The following is a 15,451-nucleotide window of genomic DNA, read 5'->3' on the forward strand; positions in this document are numbered from 1 at the left end:
CCATGAGCGTTCCCGCTTTCACCAGCCCCGATCCCCGCACCCCTGACGTCACCACCCCCCGGCCGGAGAATCCCCCTTTCTCCTCCGTTCTCGTCGCCAACCGCGGTGAGATCGCCCGCCGCGTGTTCCGCACGCTCCGACGCCTCGGCATCCGTTCCGTGGCGGTGTACACCGACGCGGATGCCGGCTCCCCCCACGTGCGAGAAGCCGACCGCGCGGTGCGGGTGCCGTCGTATCTCGACGTCGACGCCGTGGTCGACGCCGCCGTGTCCAGCGGAGCGGATGCCGTGCACCCCGGCTACGGCTTCCTCAGCGAGAACGCCGGCTTCGCCCGCGCGTGCACCGCGGCCGGTGTCGTGTTCGTGGGCCCCGGTATCGAGGCGCTCGAGGTCATGGGCGACAAGATCCGCGCCAAGGAGCACGTCGCCGCGCACGGAGTGCCGATCGTGCCGGGCTTCTCGGCGGCGGGGTTGAGCGACGACGAGATCGCCGCCGCGTCCGACCGCGCCGGGTATCCGCTGCTCGTGAAGCCTTCCGCCGGCGGCGGCGGGAAGGGGATGACGGTCGCGACCGGCCCCGCCGACCTGGCCGATGCGCTCGCCACGGCCCGTCGGGTGGCCGCCGCCGCGTTCGGCGACGACACCCTGCTGCTCGAGCGGCTGCTGGAGCGCCCGCGGCACATCGAGGTGCAGGTGCTCGCCGACGCGCACGGCACGACGATCTCCCTCGGAGAGCGCGAGTGCACCCTGCAGCGACGTCATCAGAAGGTCGTCGAGGAGGCGCCCTCACCCGTGGTGGATGCCGCGACGCGCGCGCGCCTCGGAGAAGCCGCGGTGGCCGCCGCCCGCAGCGTCGGCTACCTGGGTGCCGGGACGGTCGAGTTCCTCGTCGCCGGCGACCGGATCGACGAGCCCTTCTTCATCGAGATGAACACGCGCCTCCAGGTGGAGCACCCCGTGACCGAGATGGTCACCGGGATCGACCTCGTCGAACAGCAGCTGCGCGTCGCCGCAGGCGACGCCCTCGACCTGCCCGAGATCCGACTCGACGGGCACGCGATCGAGGCGCGCGTGTACGCCGAGACGCCGGCGCGCGGATACCTCCCCGCCACCGGGACGGTGACCGCGTGGCATCCGGGACCCGCCCGCGTCGACAGCGCCGTCGAGACGGGGACCGTGATCAGCTCTCTGTACGACCCCATGATCGCCAAGGTCATCGCCCACGGCCCCGACCGTGAGACCGCCCTGGCGCGCCTCGACGCCGCCCTCGCCGAGACCGTCGTGCTCGGCGTCGACACCAACATCGCCGACCTCCGCGCACTCCTGGCCGAACCGGCGGTGCGCGCCGGCGACCTCGACACGGGCGTGCTCGACCGCAGAGGCACGCCCGAGTCTCCGGAACCGTCACCGGCTGCGCTCGCGGCGGTGGCGCAGCGGGTCGTGGATGCCGCCGCTCCGGCCGAGGGCTCGGTCTGGGGCCGCGTCGGGGCGTGGCGCGCCGGGGGAGCGCGGGCGCATCGGACGGTATGGCTGCAGGATGACGCGGGGCGCGTGCACACGGCATCGCCCGCCGCCGGTGCTGCGCGGGTCGTGGGCGGGCCGATCGAGTACTGGGCGCACGCCGAGGGCGCGGCCCATCGCCTGCGGGTCGTCTCGCGTCGGGACACCGCCGCGCGCCGCCGCGCGAGCGCGGGACGCGCACCCGGCGCCGTCGATCCCGAGCTCGTCGCCCCGCTGCCCGGCACCGTCGTCGCGGTGCACGGCGCGGACGGAGACGCCGTCGAAGCGGGCGCCCGACTCGTCACCATCGAGGCCATGAAAATGGAGCACACCGTGACCGCACCCCACCCCGGGGTGCTGCGCCTGCACGTCACCCGCGGCACCCAGGTCGCCCGCGACGCGGTGGTCGCGACGGTGAGCCCGGCGCCCGAGGTCCCTGCCCCCGAGGTCCCTGAGCCTGTCGAAGGGACCGGCACCCCCTCGGCCTCGGGGCCGTCGACGGGGTCCGCCTCCTCCTCCGCCGCATCCCCGGCATCCACCCCCATCCCATCCCACAAGGAGACCCACCCGTGAGCATCGACAGCCAGCAGGCCTTCACCGACGACGAGCGCGAGCTGAGCGCGATGGTGCGCGAGTTCGCCGACGAGGTGATCGCGCCGCGCTCGTACGAGGCCGATCGCGCGCACGAGCTTCCCCTCGACATCGTCGAGCAGATGGGCGAGCTCGGCCTCTTCGGCCTCCCGTTCCCCGAGGAGGTCGGCGGACAGGGCGGCGACTACGCGAGCCTGTGCGTCGCGATCGAGGGCGTCGCGCGCGTCGACCAGTCGATGGCGATCACCCTCGAGGCGGGCGTGGGCCTGGGTGCCATGCCGATCTACCGCTACGGTACCGCCGAACAGAAGGCGCAGTACCTCCCCGACCTCGTCGCGGGGCGGGCGCTCGCCGGGTTCGGCCTGACCGAGGCCGAGGCGGGCAGTGACGCCGGCGCCACGCGCACCACCGCGCGTCTCGAGGGCGAGGAATGGGTGATCGACGGCTCGAAGCAGTTCATCACCAACTCCGGCACCGACATCACCCGCTTCGTCACGGTCACCGCGGTGACCGGTCGCACGGGCGATCGCCCCGAGATCTCGACGATCATCGTCCCGAACGGCACACCCGGCTTCACCGTGGGCCCCGCGTACGACAAGGTCGGCTGGAACGCCAGTGACACCCACCCTCTCACCTTCGACGGGGTGCGGGTCCCTGCCGCGAATCTGCTCGGTGAGCGCGGCCAGGGCTTCAAGAACTTCCTGCGCACGCTCGACGAGGGCCGGGTCGCGATCGCCGCCCTCGCCACGGGCGCCGCGGAGGGGTGTCTCGAAGCCGCCGTCGACTACGCCCACAGCCGCACGGTCTTCGGCGAGCGCCTCTCGACGCGGCAGAGCATGCAGTTCCTGCTGGCGCGCATGCACGCGCGCGTGCACACGGCCCGCCTGGCGTGGGTGCATGCCGCCCGCCTGTGCGACGCCGGAAAGCCCTTCTCGGTGGATGCCGCCGTCGCCAAGATGACGGCGAGCGACGCCGCGATGGCCAACGCCCGGGACGCGACGCAGGTGTTCGGCGGCAACGGGTTCATCAACGAGTACCCCGTCGCGCGGCACTACCGCGACTCGAAGATCCTCGAGATCGGCGAGGGCACCACCGAGGTGCAGCTCATGGTGATCTCGCGCGCGCTGGGACTCACCGGTACCGTGGCCGCATGATCGAGCAGCGGGGCCTGTATCTGGAGGAATTCGTCGTGGGGGAGAGGTACGCGCACCGACCCGGCCGAACGGTGACCGACGCCGACAACGTCCTCTTCACCACCCTCACGATGAACCCGCAGGCGCTGCACCTCGACGCCGCCTACGCCTCGTCGCAGCCCTTCGGACGGCCGCTCGTGAACTCGATGTGGACCCTGTCGACGCTCGTCGGGCTGTCGGTCGCGCAGCTCACGCAGGGGACGCTCGTCGCGCAGCTCGGTCTCACCGATGTGAGCTTCCCCGCTCCGCTGTTCGTCGGCGACACCCTCACGGCCGAGACCGAGATCGTCTCGGTGCGGCCGTCGGCATCCCGCCCGGGTCAGGGGGTCGTCGTCATGGCGCACACCGGTCGCTCGCAGAACGACGAGGTCGTGGCGACCGCGACGCGCACGGTGCTGGTGTGGGCGCAGGAGGCGGCGGCGTGAGCGGCGTGCACCCCGACTCGCGCGCGGCGACGCGACCTTTCGCCCTGGGGCCCGCTCTGCTGTTCGTACCCGGCGACCGCCCCGAGCGGCTGGCCAAGGCCCTCGACCGAGCGGACGCCGCGATCCTCGACCTCGAGGACGCCGTCGCCCCGGACGCCAAGCCCGCCGCTCGCGAGGTGATGATCGCCGCCGATCCCGACCCCGACCGCGTCATCGTGCGGGTCAACGGCCCCGAGACGCCGGAGTTCGCGCGCGATCTCGCCGCTCTCGCGCAGACGCGCGTGCGCACCGTGATGGTCGCCAAGGCCGAGGACACGGCATCCCTCGCCCCCCTCGAGGGCTACGACGTCGTCGCCCTGTGCGAGACCGCGCGCGGGGTCGTGCACGCGGAGCAGCTCGCCGCCGTCCCGCAGGTCGTCGCGCTCATGTGGGGCGCCGAAGACCTCGTCGCGAGCCTCGGCGGCACCTCGAGCCGGTTCGCCGACGCCACCTATCGCGACGTCGCGCGCCTCGCCCGCGCCCGGGTCCTGCTCGCCGCGGGAGCTGCTGGCAAACGTGCGATCGACGCGGTACACGTCGACATCGGAGACCTCGAGGGTCTCTCCGCCGAAGCTCAGGATGCCGCGGCCTCGGGGTTCGCGGCCACCGCGTGCATTCACCCGGGCCAGGTCGAGACCATCCGTGCGGCGTACGCGCCGACGCCGGAGCAGCTGCGCTGGGCGCACGGCGTGCTCGCGGAGGCCGAGGGCGGCGCGTTCCGCTTCGAGGGGCGCATGATCGACGAACCGATCCTCCGCCACGCGCGCGCGCTGGTCGCGCGGGCGGGCTGAGCGGCGCTCGCCGGCGCGGCGGTGAGCGGGTCTCGGTCCCTTCGACGGGCTCAGGGACCTCTGGTCGCCGCTCCCGTGATCCAATCCGGCCTAGCCCGCGACGCCCGCGTACGCGAGCATCTCCCACGCGTCGCCGTCGAGGCGGAACGTGGTCGCCGAGCAGTTCGGCAGCCGCTCGCCCTCGCGGGGGAACTGCCCGTCGGTGGCGTGCATGATGACCTCGCGGATCAGCGCGCCGTGCGCGACGGCGATCACGTCGACGTCGGCGGGGGTGGATGCCACCACCTCGGCGATCGCGGCGAGGGCGCGCTCGCGCACGACCGGCCAGGCTTCTGCGCCGGGCACGTCGGCGGCGTGCCACGGTCCGTAGGTGTCGTAGAAGGTGGGGGCGTCCATCCCCTCGGCCTCGCCGTAGGAGCGCTCCTGGAGTCCCGGCATCCGTCGGCTCACCGTGGTGCCCAGGGCGGCGGCGATGACGTCGGCCGTCTCGGCGGCGCGCGACAGGTCGCTCGAGACGACGACGACGTCGCGTCCGGCGAACTCGGCGGCGAGCGTCTCGGCGATGCCCTGAGCCTGGATGCGACCCGTGTCGTTCAGGGGGATGTCGGTCGAGCCCTGGATGCGGCCCCCGTGGTTCCAGGCCGTCTCACCGTGTCGCACTAGAGTCAGGATCGTCACCGTCCGAGCCTAACCGGCGGCACGCGGTGAGGGTTCCGGGATCCCGGGGGCGACGGGCGGAAGCTCGCGGCGCGTCGGCGTCAGAGCAGGCCCGGCAGCCGTGCGGCGAACGCCTGGAGCACCTCGGTCGTGCTGCCGTCGATCTTCACGCTCGCGCGCTGATCGGCCCGCGTCTCGCCGCGGTTGACGATGACGACCGGCAGGCGCTTGCGGCGCGCCCGCTCCACGAGCCGGATGCCGGAGTTCACCACGAGCGATGACCCGGCCACGACGAGGGCGTCGCTGGTGTGCACGAGCTGCTCGGCCTCGCGGAACCTCTCGACCGGGATGTACTCGCCGAAGAAGACGACGTCGGGTTTGAGCGTGCCGCCGCACACGGAGCAGACGGGGACGACGAACCCGTCGGCGGACGCCGGCGTCACGTCGCCGTCGGGTCCGAGCTCGACGTTCTCGGGGAGGGTGATCCACGGGTTGTCGGCTTCGACGCGCTCGGCGAGATCGCGGCGGTCGAACACCTGCCCGCAGTGCAGGCACCCCACCCGGCGCATGGTCCCGTGCAGCTCGACGACCCGGCCGCTGCCCGCCCGCACGTGCAGACCGTCGACGTTCTGCGTCACGACGCCGTTGGCCACCCCTGCGGCCTCGAGCGCCGCGAGGGCCCGGTGACCGCCGTTGGGCTCGGCCGCCGCGAACACCTTCCACCCGAGATGGCTGCCGACCCAGTAGCGCCGGCGCGCCTCGGCGCTCGCGAGGAACTGCTGCGCCGTCATCGGCGTGCGCGTGGGGGCGCCCTTGCCGCGGTAGTCGGGGATGCCCGAGTCGGTGGAGACCCCGGCGCCGGTCAACACGGCCACCCGGCGGCCGGCGAGCACCTCGACAGCTCGATCGATGGATGCCGAGAACCCGGCATCCTCCGTCGTGTCGGTCATGCGCACCTCCATCGAGTCGAGTCTATGGCGGGGCGCCGACACCGGCTCACGCGCTCGTGATCCCCGCCGGGCCGGCCGGCGCCGCGGCCTCGCGTTCCCGAGACACCGACGGAGCGACCGCGGGTGCCGCGTTTCTCGCGCGCTCGGGGATCGGACCCCGACAGGAGGAGAAGGGGGCGGTGCTGGCACGATGGGACGATGCCCGTCATCCCGCTCGACTCCGCCGACGACCCGCGTCTCGCCGACTACCGCGACCTCACCGACGTGTCGCTGCGCCGCGTGAGCGAGCCCGCGGGCGGGCTGTACATCGCGGAATCGTCCAAGGTCCTCGACCGGGCCCTCCGCGCCGGACACCGTCCGCGCTCGGTCCTCGTGCAGGAGAAGTTCCTCGCCGACGCCCTCGCGCTGGTGGGGGAGGATGCCGAGGTCTACGTCGTCCCCGCCGAGATCGCCGAGCAGGTCACCGGGTACACCGTGCACCGCGGGCTGCTGGCCTCCATGCATCGGCCTCCGCTGGCATCCGTGGCCGACGTGGTGAGGGACGCGCGGCTCGTCGTCGTGCTCGAGGACATCGTCGACCACACCAACATCGGGGCGGCGTTCCGGTCGGCCGCCGCACTCGGGGCGGATGCCGTGCTCGTCACTCCGCGATGCGCGGACCCGCTGTACCGGCGCAGCGTCCGCGTGAGCATGGGCACGGTCTTCCAGGTGCCGTGGACGCGGCTGCCCGAGTGGACGGATGCCACCCCCCTCCTGCACGACGCCGGCTTCCACCTGGCCGCCCTCGCGCTGTCCGACGACGCGGTGGCGCTCGACGCGTTCTCGGCCGCGGGACACGAGCGCGTCGCCCTGCTGATGGGGTCCGAGGGAGACGGGCTCAGCCGCTACGCGCTCGCCGCGGCCGACACCGTGGTGACGATCCCCATGGCCGGAGGAGTCGACTCGCTCAACGTCGCCGCGGCGAGCGCGGTGGCGCTGTGGGAGCTGGGGCGCGGGCACCGCGGCTGAGACCGAGGACCGCGCGTCGGCTCAGCCGGTCGGGTCGTCGAACCCGCCGACGCGCATGCGGCGCTCCGAGGCGGCGGCGGCGCTGACGCGTTGATCCGGGTCGCCCTCGAGCACGGCGAGCATCTCGTCGGGCAGGTCGGGCTCGCCCACCAGGAACCACCGCTCGACGACGCTTCCCTCGGATGCCACGCGGCGGTCTCGCGCCTCGTCGCGCGGCAGGCCCTCGGATGGAGAATCTTCGCGCTCGATCGCGAGGTGCAGGTGGGGCGGGAGCGTGCCAGGCCCGGCGGTCATGGCGGGCGCGGTGAACAGCTGCACGACGACACCCTGCCCACGCCAGAGGAGCCAGTCGACCGGCTCGTCGTCCCACCGCGGGTCGTCGGCGCTCCAGCCCGACCAGTCCGGACCCTCGGTGTCGAAGACCCAGCGGTGCGGTTCGGCGTGCATCGTCGCGACGATCGAGAGCGCGTCGCGGCGCACGTCGAGCAGGTCGCCGTCGCGGAACACCGACACGTTCGGCGGCCAGGCCGACGACACGACGTCCCACCCGTCGGCGCTGAAGCGACCGCTTTCGACGTCGGGAGCCCACCCGGCGTCTGCGAGCGCGTCGGCGAGGGCGTCGGCGTCGCGCAGGAGCGTGTCGGCGTCCGCTGCTCGAAGCAGCGCGGTGACCGCGTCGGGGAGAGTGCGCACGGCGTCAGACCTGCGTCTCGCGCGGGCCCGCGGCATCCGGCCCCGGAGCGAGGGTCACCACGGGGAGCGGCTCCGGACGTTTGGGCAGGATGTGATCGCCCGATGACTGGTGACGCAGCCGTCGGAGGACCCAGGGTACGAGGTACTCGCGCGCCCACACGAAGTCCTTCTCTCGAGCGGCGCGCCAGGTCATGATCGCCTGGGTCTCGGCTTGCAGCGGCTCGAGGTCATTGGGGACGTTCAGCGCACGCAGCACCATGCGGGCGACCTCGTGATGACCGAGGGCGTTGTAGTGCAGACGGTCGTCGTCGAAGAAGCGCATGTCCTGCACCTCTTTGAGCCCCCACTGGTCGGCGACGACGCAGTCGTACCGATCGGCGATCGAGCGGATGTTCTCGTTGTAGATCGCGACCTTGCCCCGGATGCCGCGGAACACCGGGGTGAACTCGGTGTCGATCGCCGTGAACACCACGACCGTCGCCCCACCGCTGCGCAGGCGCGCCACGGCGTCCTCGAACTGGCGCGAGACCGCGTCGGGGTCGCTGCCCGGGCGGATCACGTCGTTGCCGCCCGCCGAGATCGTGATGAGGTCGGGCTTGAGCGCCAGCGCGGGCTCGATCTGGTCGGCCACGATCTGCGCGATGAGCTTGCCGCGCACGGCGAGGTTGGCGTAGGCGAAGTCGTCGACCTGCGCGCCGAGCACCTCGGCGACGCGATCGGCCCACCCGCGGTGACCGCCGTCGGGCAACGGGTCGCCGATGCCCTCGGTGAACGAGTCACCCAGGGCGACGAAGCGGCGCCACGGATGCGGACCGGCGTTGTCGGGCGTGGACGAGGTGCGGGGCGAGTGCGGATCGAGTGTCATCGAAACCTCCGTCTTCCACGGTACCCCCGGCCTCCGACACGGCAAGGAGGGATGCCGAGGACGGGCCCCGCCGCGACTCCGATGAACGCGATTCGTGCGCAGAAACGCTGCGTCGACGCGTTTCTGCGCACGGATCGCGTTTATGGCCGGTGGTGGGACGGATCCGTCCCCAGCCCGGGCATGTCGCACGCCGAGGTCGCCTATCGTTGATGTTCGCGCTCGCGAGGGATGGAGGTTCGATGCTGGAAGAAGAAGCCCGCACCCCGAACCTCTCCCACGCGGATGCCACGGCCCCGGCACCGCGCATCGCGAGTCCCGGTCCCGTGGCGAGTCCCGGCCCGGTCGCGAGTCCCGGTCCCGTGGCGAGCCCCGGCCCCGTGGCGAGTCCCGGCCCGGTCGCGAGTCCCGGTCCCGTGGCGAGCCCCGGTCCCGTGGCGAGTCCCGGCCCGGCCGCGAGCCCCGCCCCCGCCGCGCACGCCCCCGCCGTCGCGACCCCCGACGCCGCCTCCACGGCATCCGCCCCGATCGACCCCTCGCACGCCACCGCGCCCGTCGCCGACGACCCCGCTCCGGGGGCGACGCCCGACCCGGCGTTCGACGGAGCCGTCGACGGCACGGAGCCCCACTTCGGTTCTTTCGCCGCCGAGCACCTCTCGCCGTCGTTCCCGCAGCGTGCGCCGTGGGGGACCGCCCAGCGTCTGCGTGCCTGGCAGGCCGAGGCGCTCGACCTCTACTTCGGCCTCGACGGACCCGACGGCGAGGGCAAGGGCCCCCGCGACTTCCTCGCCGCGGCCACCCCGGGCGCCGGCAAGACGACCTTCGCCCTGCGTCTCGCGTCCGAGCTCATGCGGCGGCGCGTCGTCGACCGCATCGTCGTCGTCGCCCCCACCGAGCACCTCAAGACCCAGTGGGCCGAGGCGGCCGCGCGGGTCGGCATCCGTCTCGATCCGTACTTCTCGAACCGGCACGCCACGCCCTCGCGGCAGTACCACGGCGTCGCGGTCACGTACGCCCAGGTGGCGGTCAAGGCCGAGGTGCACCAGCGCCTGACGATGGATGCCAGAACCCTCGTCATCCTCGACGAGGTGCACCACGGGGGCGACGCGCTGAGCTGGGGCGACGCCCTGCGCGAGGCGTACAACCGCGCCACCCGGCGCCTGCTGCTGTCGGGAACGCCGTTCCGCAGCGACACCGCGCCCATCCCGTTCGTGGAGTACCACCCCAACGCCAAGGGCATCCGTCTCTCCCGCACCGACTACGCCTACGGCTACAAGCGCGCCCTCGAGGACGGCGTCGTCCGGCCGGTCTTCTTCCTCGTCTATGCCGGGCAGATGCGCTGGCGCACCAAGGCGGGTGAGGAGATGGAGGCCCAGCTCGGCCAGGACAACACCAAGGACATCACCTCGCAGGCCTGGCGCACCGCGCTCGACCCCAACGGCGACTGGATCCCCGCGGTCCTCCGCTCCGCCGATCGTCGCCTCACCGAGGTGCGAGAGACGGTCCCGGATGCCGGGGGACTGGTCATCGCGACCGACCAGACCGCCGCGCGCGCCTACGCCGCCATCCTCGAAGACATCAGCGGCGAGAAGGTCACCGTCGTCCTCTCCGACGAGGCGGAGGCCTCGGGCCGCATCGAGACGTTCTCGAAGGGCACGAGCCGGTGGATGGTCGCCGTCCGTATGGTGTCGGAGGGCGTCGACGTTCCGCGCCTCGCCGTCGGCGTCTACGCCACGAGCGCCTCGACGCCGCTCTTCTTCGCGCAGGCCATCGGCCGTTTCGTCCGCGCCCGCCGCCGGGGTGAGACGGCGAGCGTGTTCCTCCCGAACGTCCCGCAGCTGCTCGCGCTCGCCGGTGAGATGGAGGCGCAGCGCGAGCACGCCCTCGACCGCGACAGCGACGCGGACGACCAGTGGAACGCCGAAGAAGACATGATGGATGCCGCCGAGCGCGAGGACAAAGCCTCCGACGCGCTCGAGCAGGAGTTCGAGTACCAGGCCCTCGGCTCCCTGGCGCACTTCGATCGCGTGATGTTCGACGGGCAGGAGTTCGGTCAGCTGGCCGTGCCCGGGACGATCGAGGAGGAGGAGTTCCTCGGCATCCCCGGGCTCCTCGAACCCGAGCAGGTGCACGAGGTGCTGATGTCGCGCGCCACGCGGCAGTCGCGCCACCGCTCCACCCGCGAGGCGACCGAGAAGGAGAACGGCGTCGAGCCGCCGTCGGTCGACGAGGGGGGTCTTCCCGGTCCCCTGCACCGCACGCTCAAGGAGCAGCGCCAGCTGCTGAACACGATGGTCGGGCTCTACGCCCGTCAGACCGGGGAGCCGCACGGACTCGTGCACGCCGAGCTCCGGCGCCTGTGCGGCGGACCCGCCGTCTCGCACGCCACGGTGGCGCAGCTGCAGGCGCGCATCGACCTGCTGCGCAAGCGCGTGCGCTCCTGACCACCGGATGCCGCGCCGCGGCGCGCGCCGGAGCCGCCCCCTCTCGTGGGCACGAGACAGCACCCCGCCGACGTCTCGGCGACATCATGCAACCGAGATGTCAGCCACGTGCCGTCTCGACGCCGGAGGAGCCGTGAGACCTGGGTCTCGCGAGACCGCTTTCGCGCCCCCGAAATGCTGGCATCCGCCCCTCGGCATCCGCGTCGTTCCGGGCTTCGGAAGCCCGAAATGCTGGCAGTATCGATCGACGCGCCCGGGGGTCGGATTCCCGCTCACTACGGTGGGGACGACCCGAAGGAGCCCCCGTGACGACCTCCGCCACCCCCACCGCCCGCGACCGTCGCCGTTGGGCGCGTTATCTCGTCGACGAACGCGCTGAAGCCCGCGTGTACCGCGAGCTGGCGTCCCGTCGCACCGGCGAGGAGCGCGACATCCTGCTCGAGCTCGCCGAGGCCGAGGGGCGACACGAGCAGCACTGGATCGACCTGCTGGGGGAGACCCCGAAGCGCCTGCCCTCGCCCGGGATCGGCACGCGCCTGCTGGCGTGGATGGCCCGCCGTTTCGGGTCGATCTTCGTGCTCGCCCTCGCGCAGAACGCCGAGGCGCGATCGCCCTACGCCGACGAGCCCTACGCCACCGCCGCGATGGCCGCCGACGAGCGCGTGCACCACGAAGTCGTCCGCGGGCTCGCCGCACGCGGGCGTCGACGCCTCTCCGGAACCTTCCGCGCCGCCGTCTTCGGCGCCAACGACGGCCTGGTCTCCAACCTCGCCCTCGTGATGGGCGTCGGCGCCACCGGCGTGGCACCCAGCTTCGTGCTGTTCAGCGGCATCGCGGGCCTGCTCGCGGGCGCCCTGTCGATGGGCGCGGGCGAGTTCGTCTCGGTGCGCTCGCAGCGCGAGCTGCTCGAAGCCACGGAAGAGAGCGACTTCGCCGACTCCGCCCTTCCCCACCTCGACCTGGATGCCAACGAGCTCGCCCTCGTGTACCGCACGCGCGGTATGGATCCCGACGCCGCCCTCGACAAGGCGCGCGAGGTCGTCACCGCCGCCCAGGCCGGCAGCGCGCCCGTCGCCGCGGCCCCGGGGGAGTCCTCGCACGACGTCGTCGGCAGCGCGTGGGGTGCGGCGCTGTCGAGCTTCCTGTTCTTCGCCTCGGGCGCGATCATCCCGGTGCTGCCGTGGATCTTCGGCGTGAGCGGCTTCGGCGCCGTCGCCCTCGCCCTCGGCCTCGTCGGCATCGCGCTGATGGCCACCGGTGCGATGGTCGGTCTGCTCTCGGGCGCCTCGCCCCTGAAGCGCGGGCTGCGTCAGCTCGCGATCGGCTTCGGCGCCGCCGCGGTGACCTACGTGCTGGGTCTGCTGTTCGGGGTGTCCGCGGCCTGACCCGCGCCACCCGGCGCGTCGCCCCGGAGTCCACCGGCACGCCCGGCACCGTGGCATCCGGTGATAAACGCCCGCTGCACTGAGGCACGCTCTCCGCGAGCGTTTCTCCGTGCAGCGGGCGTTTATCGGGGTGAGTTCAGCCGCGCCGGTGCCGCAATCAGCCCCGTCCTGCCGCCGCCACCCGCGCGGCCTCGCGCACCGCGCTCACGTTCTTGCGTCCGGCGCGCGAACCGGCGAGCTTCGCGGCGATGTGCTCGCGCACGGTGACCGGCTCGTACAGCGCGGGCGCCTCCTGCGAGACGAAGCTCGGGAGCGGGGCGATCACGGCGTCCGCGTTGCCGTCGTGGAAGAACGCCGCCGACCGCCGCCGCTCGATGGTGCCGTCGATCACCGGGGGCTTCACCCGGTGCAGCGTCGAGAGCCACTTGTCGTTGGTCAGCCGGGCGGCCACATCTCCCAGGTTCACCAGCAGGGCGCCCTCGGCGGGTGAGACGTCGTTCCACGACCCGTCGAGTCCCAGCACCTGCAGGCCCGCGACGCGATCCGCCCATAGCACCGTCACCAGTCCGAAGTCGGTGTGCTCGCCCATGCCGGTCAGCTCGGCGCCCAGCTCGATCGAGCCGGGCGGCAGGGCGTAGTTGTTCATGCGCAGCACGTCGATCGAGTGGTCGGTGACGTCGCCGAAGAAGTCCTCCGGCACCCGCAGGGCGGCGGCGAAGATGCGGGTGAGGGTCTGCGCCACCCGACGCGCCTCGCCGTAGTAGGCGGTGACGGCGGCTTCGAAGCCGCCGGCGTCGTCGGGCCAGGTGTTCTCGGCGTAGTCCTCGACGGTCGCTGTCGTGCCCGGGTACTCGCGCCACGACGTGCCCACGTTGAACGCCTCGAAGAAGTCGTTCATGCGGGTGACCGGGTCGACCCCCAGGCTGTAGCTGAGCGATTCGCTCTTCGGTGGGCTGTACCCGCGGTTCTCGCCGCCGGGGCGCACGTACTTCTTCTTCGCCTCCAGTGGCAGCGCGAAGAACTCGTCGAGACCGCGCTGCAGGTCGTCGAGGACGACATTCGGGATGCCATGCCCCACGATCTGCATGAACCCCACCGTGCGGCACGCGTGGTCGATCGCCGCCACGACCGCCGATCGGGCGTCGAGCGAGCCGGGGCCCACCCATGCCGAGATGTCGATGGTGGGGACGTGGAGGCGAGCCATGCGTGATCCGATCTGCCGGGGACGCCTCGACGCTAGGCGCGCCATGTCACGCCGGTGTTTCCTCGGGGTCACGGCGTGAAGCTACCCGCGCAGACAACGACAAAGACCCCCGGGGATGAACCCCGGGGGTCTTTCTCATTCTGTGCGCGAGGGGGGACTTGAACCCCCACGCCCTATACGGGCACTAGCACCTCAAGCTAGCGCGTCTACCTATTCCGCCACCCGCGCATCTGGGTGTTTTGTCGCTTTCGCAACGAGGAACGACATTACCACGCCCCGGGCCCCGCCTCGAACCGACGGTGACGCCCGGGCGCGTCCGGGTCCGGAGATCACCCCGCATCACGTTCGTCTCATGACGACGCGCGTCGGGGGAGCGCCCCGGCCGCCGGTACCGTAGTGCGCATGCCCGAGCTCGAAACCGACGTCCCCGAGGTCGCCCGCATCGCATCCGACCTCATCCGCTTCGACACCTCGAACTACGGCGGGGGTCGCGCGAACGGCGAACGCGAGGCGGCCGAGTACGTCGGGGCCTACCTCGAGGGTCTCGGTCTCGACACGGCCTACTACGAACCTGTCGAGCGGCGCACCAACGTCTGCGCCCGCGTCCCGGGACGCGACCGCGACAAGCCGGCGCTGATCCTGCACGGACACCTCGACGTCGTCCCCGCCGTCGCCGAGGACTGGAGTGTCGATCCGTTCGCGGGAGAGATCCGCGACGGCATTCTGTGGGGCCGCGGCGCGGTCGACATGAAGGACATGGATGCCATGATCCTCACCTCCGTCGCCGACCTGCTGCGTGCGGGGGAGCAGCCCGAGCGCGACGTGATCGTGACGTTCTTCGCCGACGAGGAGAACGGCGGCGTCGAAGGATCGGCGCGCGTCGTCAAGGACCGCCCCGAGTGGTTCGCCGGCGCCACCGAGGCCATCAGCGAGGTCGGCGGGTATTCGATCTCCGTCGGCGACAGGCGCGCCTACCTGCTGCAGGTCGGCGAGAAGGCCCTCATGTGGATCAAGCTCGTCGCCCGCGGCCGGGCCGGCCACGGTAGCGGGCTTCACGTCGACAACGCGGTGACGAGCCTCGCGGCGGCCGTCGCTGCCCTCGGCCGCACCGAGTGGCCGATCCGGCTGACCGACACCACGAGTGCGCTTCTGGCGGGCCTCGCCGAGATCACGGGTGACGACGCGGGCGATCCCGACACCCTCGCGAAGCGCACGGGCGCGGCATCCAGCTTCATCCGCTCGACGTTGCGCACCACGACCAACCCCACGGGCCTGACCGCCGGGTACAAGCACAACGTCATCCCCGACCGCGCGGAGGCTCTCATCGACGTGCGCGTGCTGCCCGGTACGGAAGAGGCCGCTCTCGCCGACATCCGCCGCATCGTCGGCGACGGCGTCGAGATCGAGATCGTTCATCAGGACATCGGCCTCGAGGTGCCCTTCTCGGGCGGCCTCGTCGACGCCATGGTCGCGCAGCTCGGCCGTCACGACCCCGGCGTGCCGGTCGTGCCGTACCTGATGGGAGGCGGCACCGACAACAAGGCGCTGTCGACCCTCGGAATCTCCGGTTACGGATTCGCACCGCTGCGACTTCCCGCCGGTCTCGACTTCACCGGGATGTTCCACGGTGTCGACGAGCGCGTCCCCGTCGACGCGCTCGAGTTCGGTCGACGTGTTCTCGCCGACCTCCTCCGGACGTACTGAAGGACC

The 15,451-nt window shown here is 72.3% G+C and carries 13 protein-coding genes and 1 tRNA gene; 8 read left to right on the forward strand and 6 right to left on the reverse strand.

Annotated features, from left to right (window positions below; all coding sequences use genetic code 11):
• Positions 1 to 2: 2 nt before the first annotated feature.
• Genes ACFZA2_RS09320 through ACFZA2_RS09335 form a run of 4 tightly spaced genes read left to right on the forward strand, consistent with a single transcriptional unit; the run spans position 3 to position 4,538 of the window.
• Positions 3 to 2,072: a biotin carboxylase N-terminal domain-containing protein gene (locus tag ACFZA2_RS09320; protein WP_391403618.1), complete on the forward strand. Its 2,070-nt coding sequence runs from the start codon at positions 3 to 5 to the stop codon at positions 2,070 to 2,072.
• Complete coding sequence (locus tag ACFZA2_RS09325; RefSeq protein WP_391403621.1) at positions 2,069 to 3,244, forward strand: acyl-CoA dehydrogenase family protein; 1,176 nt, start codon at positions 2,069 to 2,071, stop codon at positions 3,242 to 3,244. Before ACFZA2_RS09320 ends, ACFZA2_RS09325 begins: the two co-directional genes overlap by 4 nt.
• Positions 3,241 to 3,708 carry a MaoC family dehydratase gene (locus tag ACFZA2_RS09330; RefSeq protein WP_391403624.1) on the forward strand — a complete coding sequence of 156 codons (468 nt, stop codon included), beginning with the start codon at positions 3,241 to 3,243 and terminating at the stop codon, positions 3,706 to 3,708. Before ACFZA2_RS09325 ends, ACFZA2_RS09330 begins: the two co-directional genes overlap by 4 nt.
• Positions 3,705 to 4,538, forward strand: coding sequence for an HpcH/HpaI aldolase/citrate lyase family protein (locus ACFZA2_RS09335; protein ID WP_391403627.1), 834 nt, complete (start codon positions 3,705 to 3,707; stop codon positions 4,536 to 4,538). The genes ACFZA2_RS09330 and ACFZA2_RS09335 overlap by 4 nt, the downstream gene beginning before the upstream one ends.
• A gap of 90 nt (positions 4,539 to 4,628) precedes the next feature.
• On the opposite strand, the gene ACFZA2_RS09340 is transcribed toward ACFZA2_RS09335, so the two are convergent.
• The gene (locus ACFZA2_RS09340) at positions 4,629 to 5,216 is read right to left on the reverse strand and encodes a histidine phosphatase family protein (protein WP_391403630.1); all 588 of its coding nucleotides are present in this window, start codon (positions 5,214 to 5,216) and stop codon (positions 4,629 to 4,631) included.
• Positions 5,217 to 5,296: 80 nt separating this feature from the next.
• Positions 5,297 to 6,145, reverse strand: a complete 849-nt coding sequence (locus ACFZA2_RS09345) for a Sir2 family NAD-dependent protein deacetylase (protein WP_315995818.1) — start codon at positions 6,143 to 6,145, stop codon at positions 5,297 to 5,299.
• A gap of 198 nt (positions 6,146 to 6,343) precedes the next feature.
• Here ACFZA2_RS09345 and ACFZA2_RS09350 point away from each other — a divergent pair, with 198 nt between their 5' ends.
• On the forward strand, positions 6,344 to 7,153 hold the full coding sequence (locus ACFZA2_RS09350; protein ID WP_391403634.1) for a TrmH family RNA methyltransferase: 810 nt from the start codon (positions 6,344 to 6,346) through the stop codon (positions 7,151 to 7,153).
• A gap of 21 nt (positions 7,154 to 7,174) precedes the next feature.
• On the opposite strand, the gene ACFZA2_RS09355 is transcribed toward ACFZA2_RS09350, so the two are convergent.
• Entirely contained in the window at positions 7,175 to 7,846 is a 672-nt protein-coding gene (locus ACFZA2_RS09355) for a hypothetical protein (RefSeq protein ID WP_391403637.1), read from the reverse strand.
• A 4-nt stretch (positions 7,847 to 7,850) separates the two neighbouring features.
• Entirely contained in the window at positions 7,851 to 8,711 is an 861-nt protein-coding gene (locus ACFZA2_RS09360) for an SGNH/GDSL hydrolase family protein (protein WP_391403640.1), read from the reverse strand.
• Positions 8,712 to 8,950: 239 nt separating this feature from the next.
• Between ACFZA2_RS09360 and ACFZA2_RS09365 the strand changes: the two genes are divergently transcribed.
• Positions 8,951 to 11,152: a DEAD/DEAH box helicase family protein gene (locus ACFZA2_RS09365; RefSeq protein ID WP_391403643.1), complete on the forward strand. Its 2,202-nt coding sequence runs from the start codon at positions 8,951 to 8,953 to the stop codon at positions 11,150 to 11,152.
• A gap of 305 nt (positions 11,153 to 11,457) precedes the next feature.
• Positions 11,458 to 12,537, forward strand: a complete 1,080-nt coding sequence (locus tag ACFZA2_RS09370; RefSeq protein WP_391403646.1) for a VIT1/CCC1 family protein — start codon at positions 11,458 to 11,460, stop codon at positions 12,535 to 12,537.
• Between the two features lie 157 nt (positions 12,538 to 12,694).
• On the opposite strand, the gene ACFZA2_RS09375 is transcribed toward ACFZA2_RS09370, so the two are convergent.
• Complete coding sequence (locus ACFZA2_RS09375) at positions 12,695 to 13,741, reverse strand: isopenicillin N synthase family dioxygenase (protein WP_391403648.1); 1,047 nt, start codon at positions 13,739 to 13,741, stop codon at positions 12,695 to 12,697.
• A 143-nt stretch (positions 13,742 to 13,884) separates the two neighbouring features.
• Positions 13,885 to 13,969: transfer RNA gene (locus ACFZA2_RS09380), tRNA-Leu, on the reverse strand.
• A 174-nt stretch (positions 13,970 to 14,143) separates the two neighbouring features.
• Between ACFZA2_RS09380 and ACFZA2_RS09385 the strand changes: the two genes are divergently transcribed.
• Positions 14,144 to 15,445, forward strand: a complete 1,302-nt coding sequence (locus ACFZA2_RS09385) for a M20/M25/M40 family metallo-hydrolase (protein WP_391403650.1) — start codon at positions 14,144 to 14,146, stop codon at positions 15,443 to 15,445.
• Positions 15,446 to 15,451: the final 6 nt, after the last annotated feature.

It is taken from the genome of Microbacterium sp. NPDC007973, from assembly GCF_042958465.1.
GTDB classification, from domain to species: domain Bacteria; phylum Actinomycetota; class Actinomycetes; order Actinomycetales; family Microbacteriaceae; genus Microbacterium; species Microbacterium galbum.

What these genes read in the sequence shown, in the direction of transcription:
- ACFZA2_RS09320 (WP_391403618.1), top strand. Translation starts at nt 3, where the DNA reads ATGAGCGTTCCCGCTTTCACCAGCCCCGATCCCCGCACCCCTGACGTC.
- ACFZA2_RS09330 (WP_391403624.1), top strand. Translation starts at nt 3,241, where the DNA reads ATGATCGAGCAGCGGGGCCTGTATCTGGAGGAATTCGTCGTGGGGGAG.
- ACFZA2_RS09345 (WP_315995818.1), bottom strand. Translation starts at nt 6,145, where the DNA reads ATGACCGACACGACGGAGGATGCCGGGTTCTCGGCATCCATCGATCGA.
- ACFZA2_RS09350 (WP_391403634.1), top strand. Translation starts at nt 6,344, where the DNA reads ATGCCCGTCATCCCGCTCGACTCCGCCGACGACCCGCGTCTCGCCGAC.
- ACFZA2_RS09360 (WP_391403640.1), bottom strand. Translation starts at nt 8,711, where the DNA reads ATGACACTCGATCCGCACTCGCCCCGCACCTCGTCCACGCCCGACAAC.
- ACFZA2_RS09365 (WP_391403643.1), top strand. Translation starts at nt 8,951, where the DNA reads ATGCTGGAAGAAGAAGCCCGCACCCCGAACCTCTCCCACGCGGATGCC.
- ACFZA2_RS09375 (WP_391403648.1), bottom strand. Translation starts at nt 13,741, where the DNA reads ATGGCTCGCCTCCACGTCCCCACCATCGACATCTCGGCATGGGTGGGC.
- ACFZA2_RS09385 (WP_391403650.1), top strand. Translation starts at nt 14,144, where the DNA reads ATGCCCGAGCTCGAAACCGACGTCCCCGAGGTCGCCCGCATCGCATCC.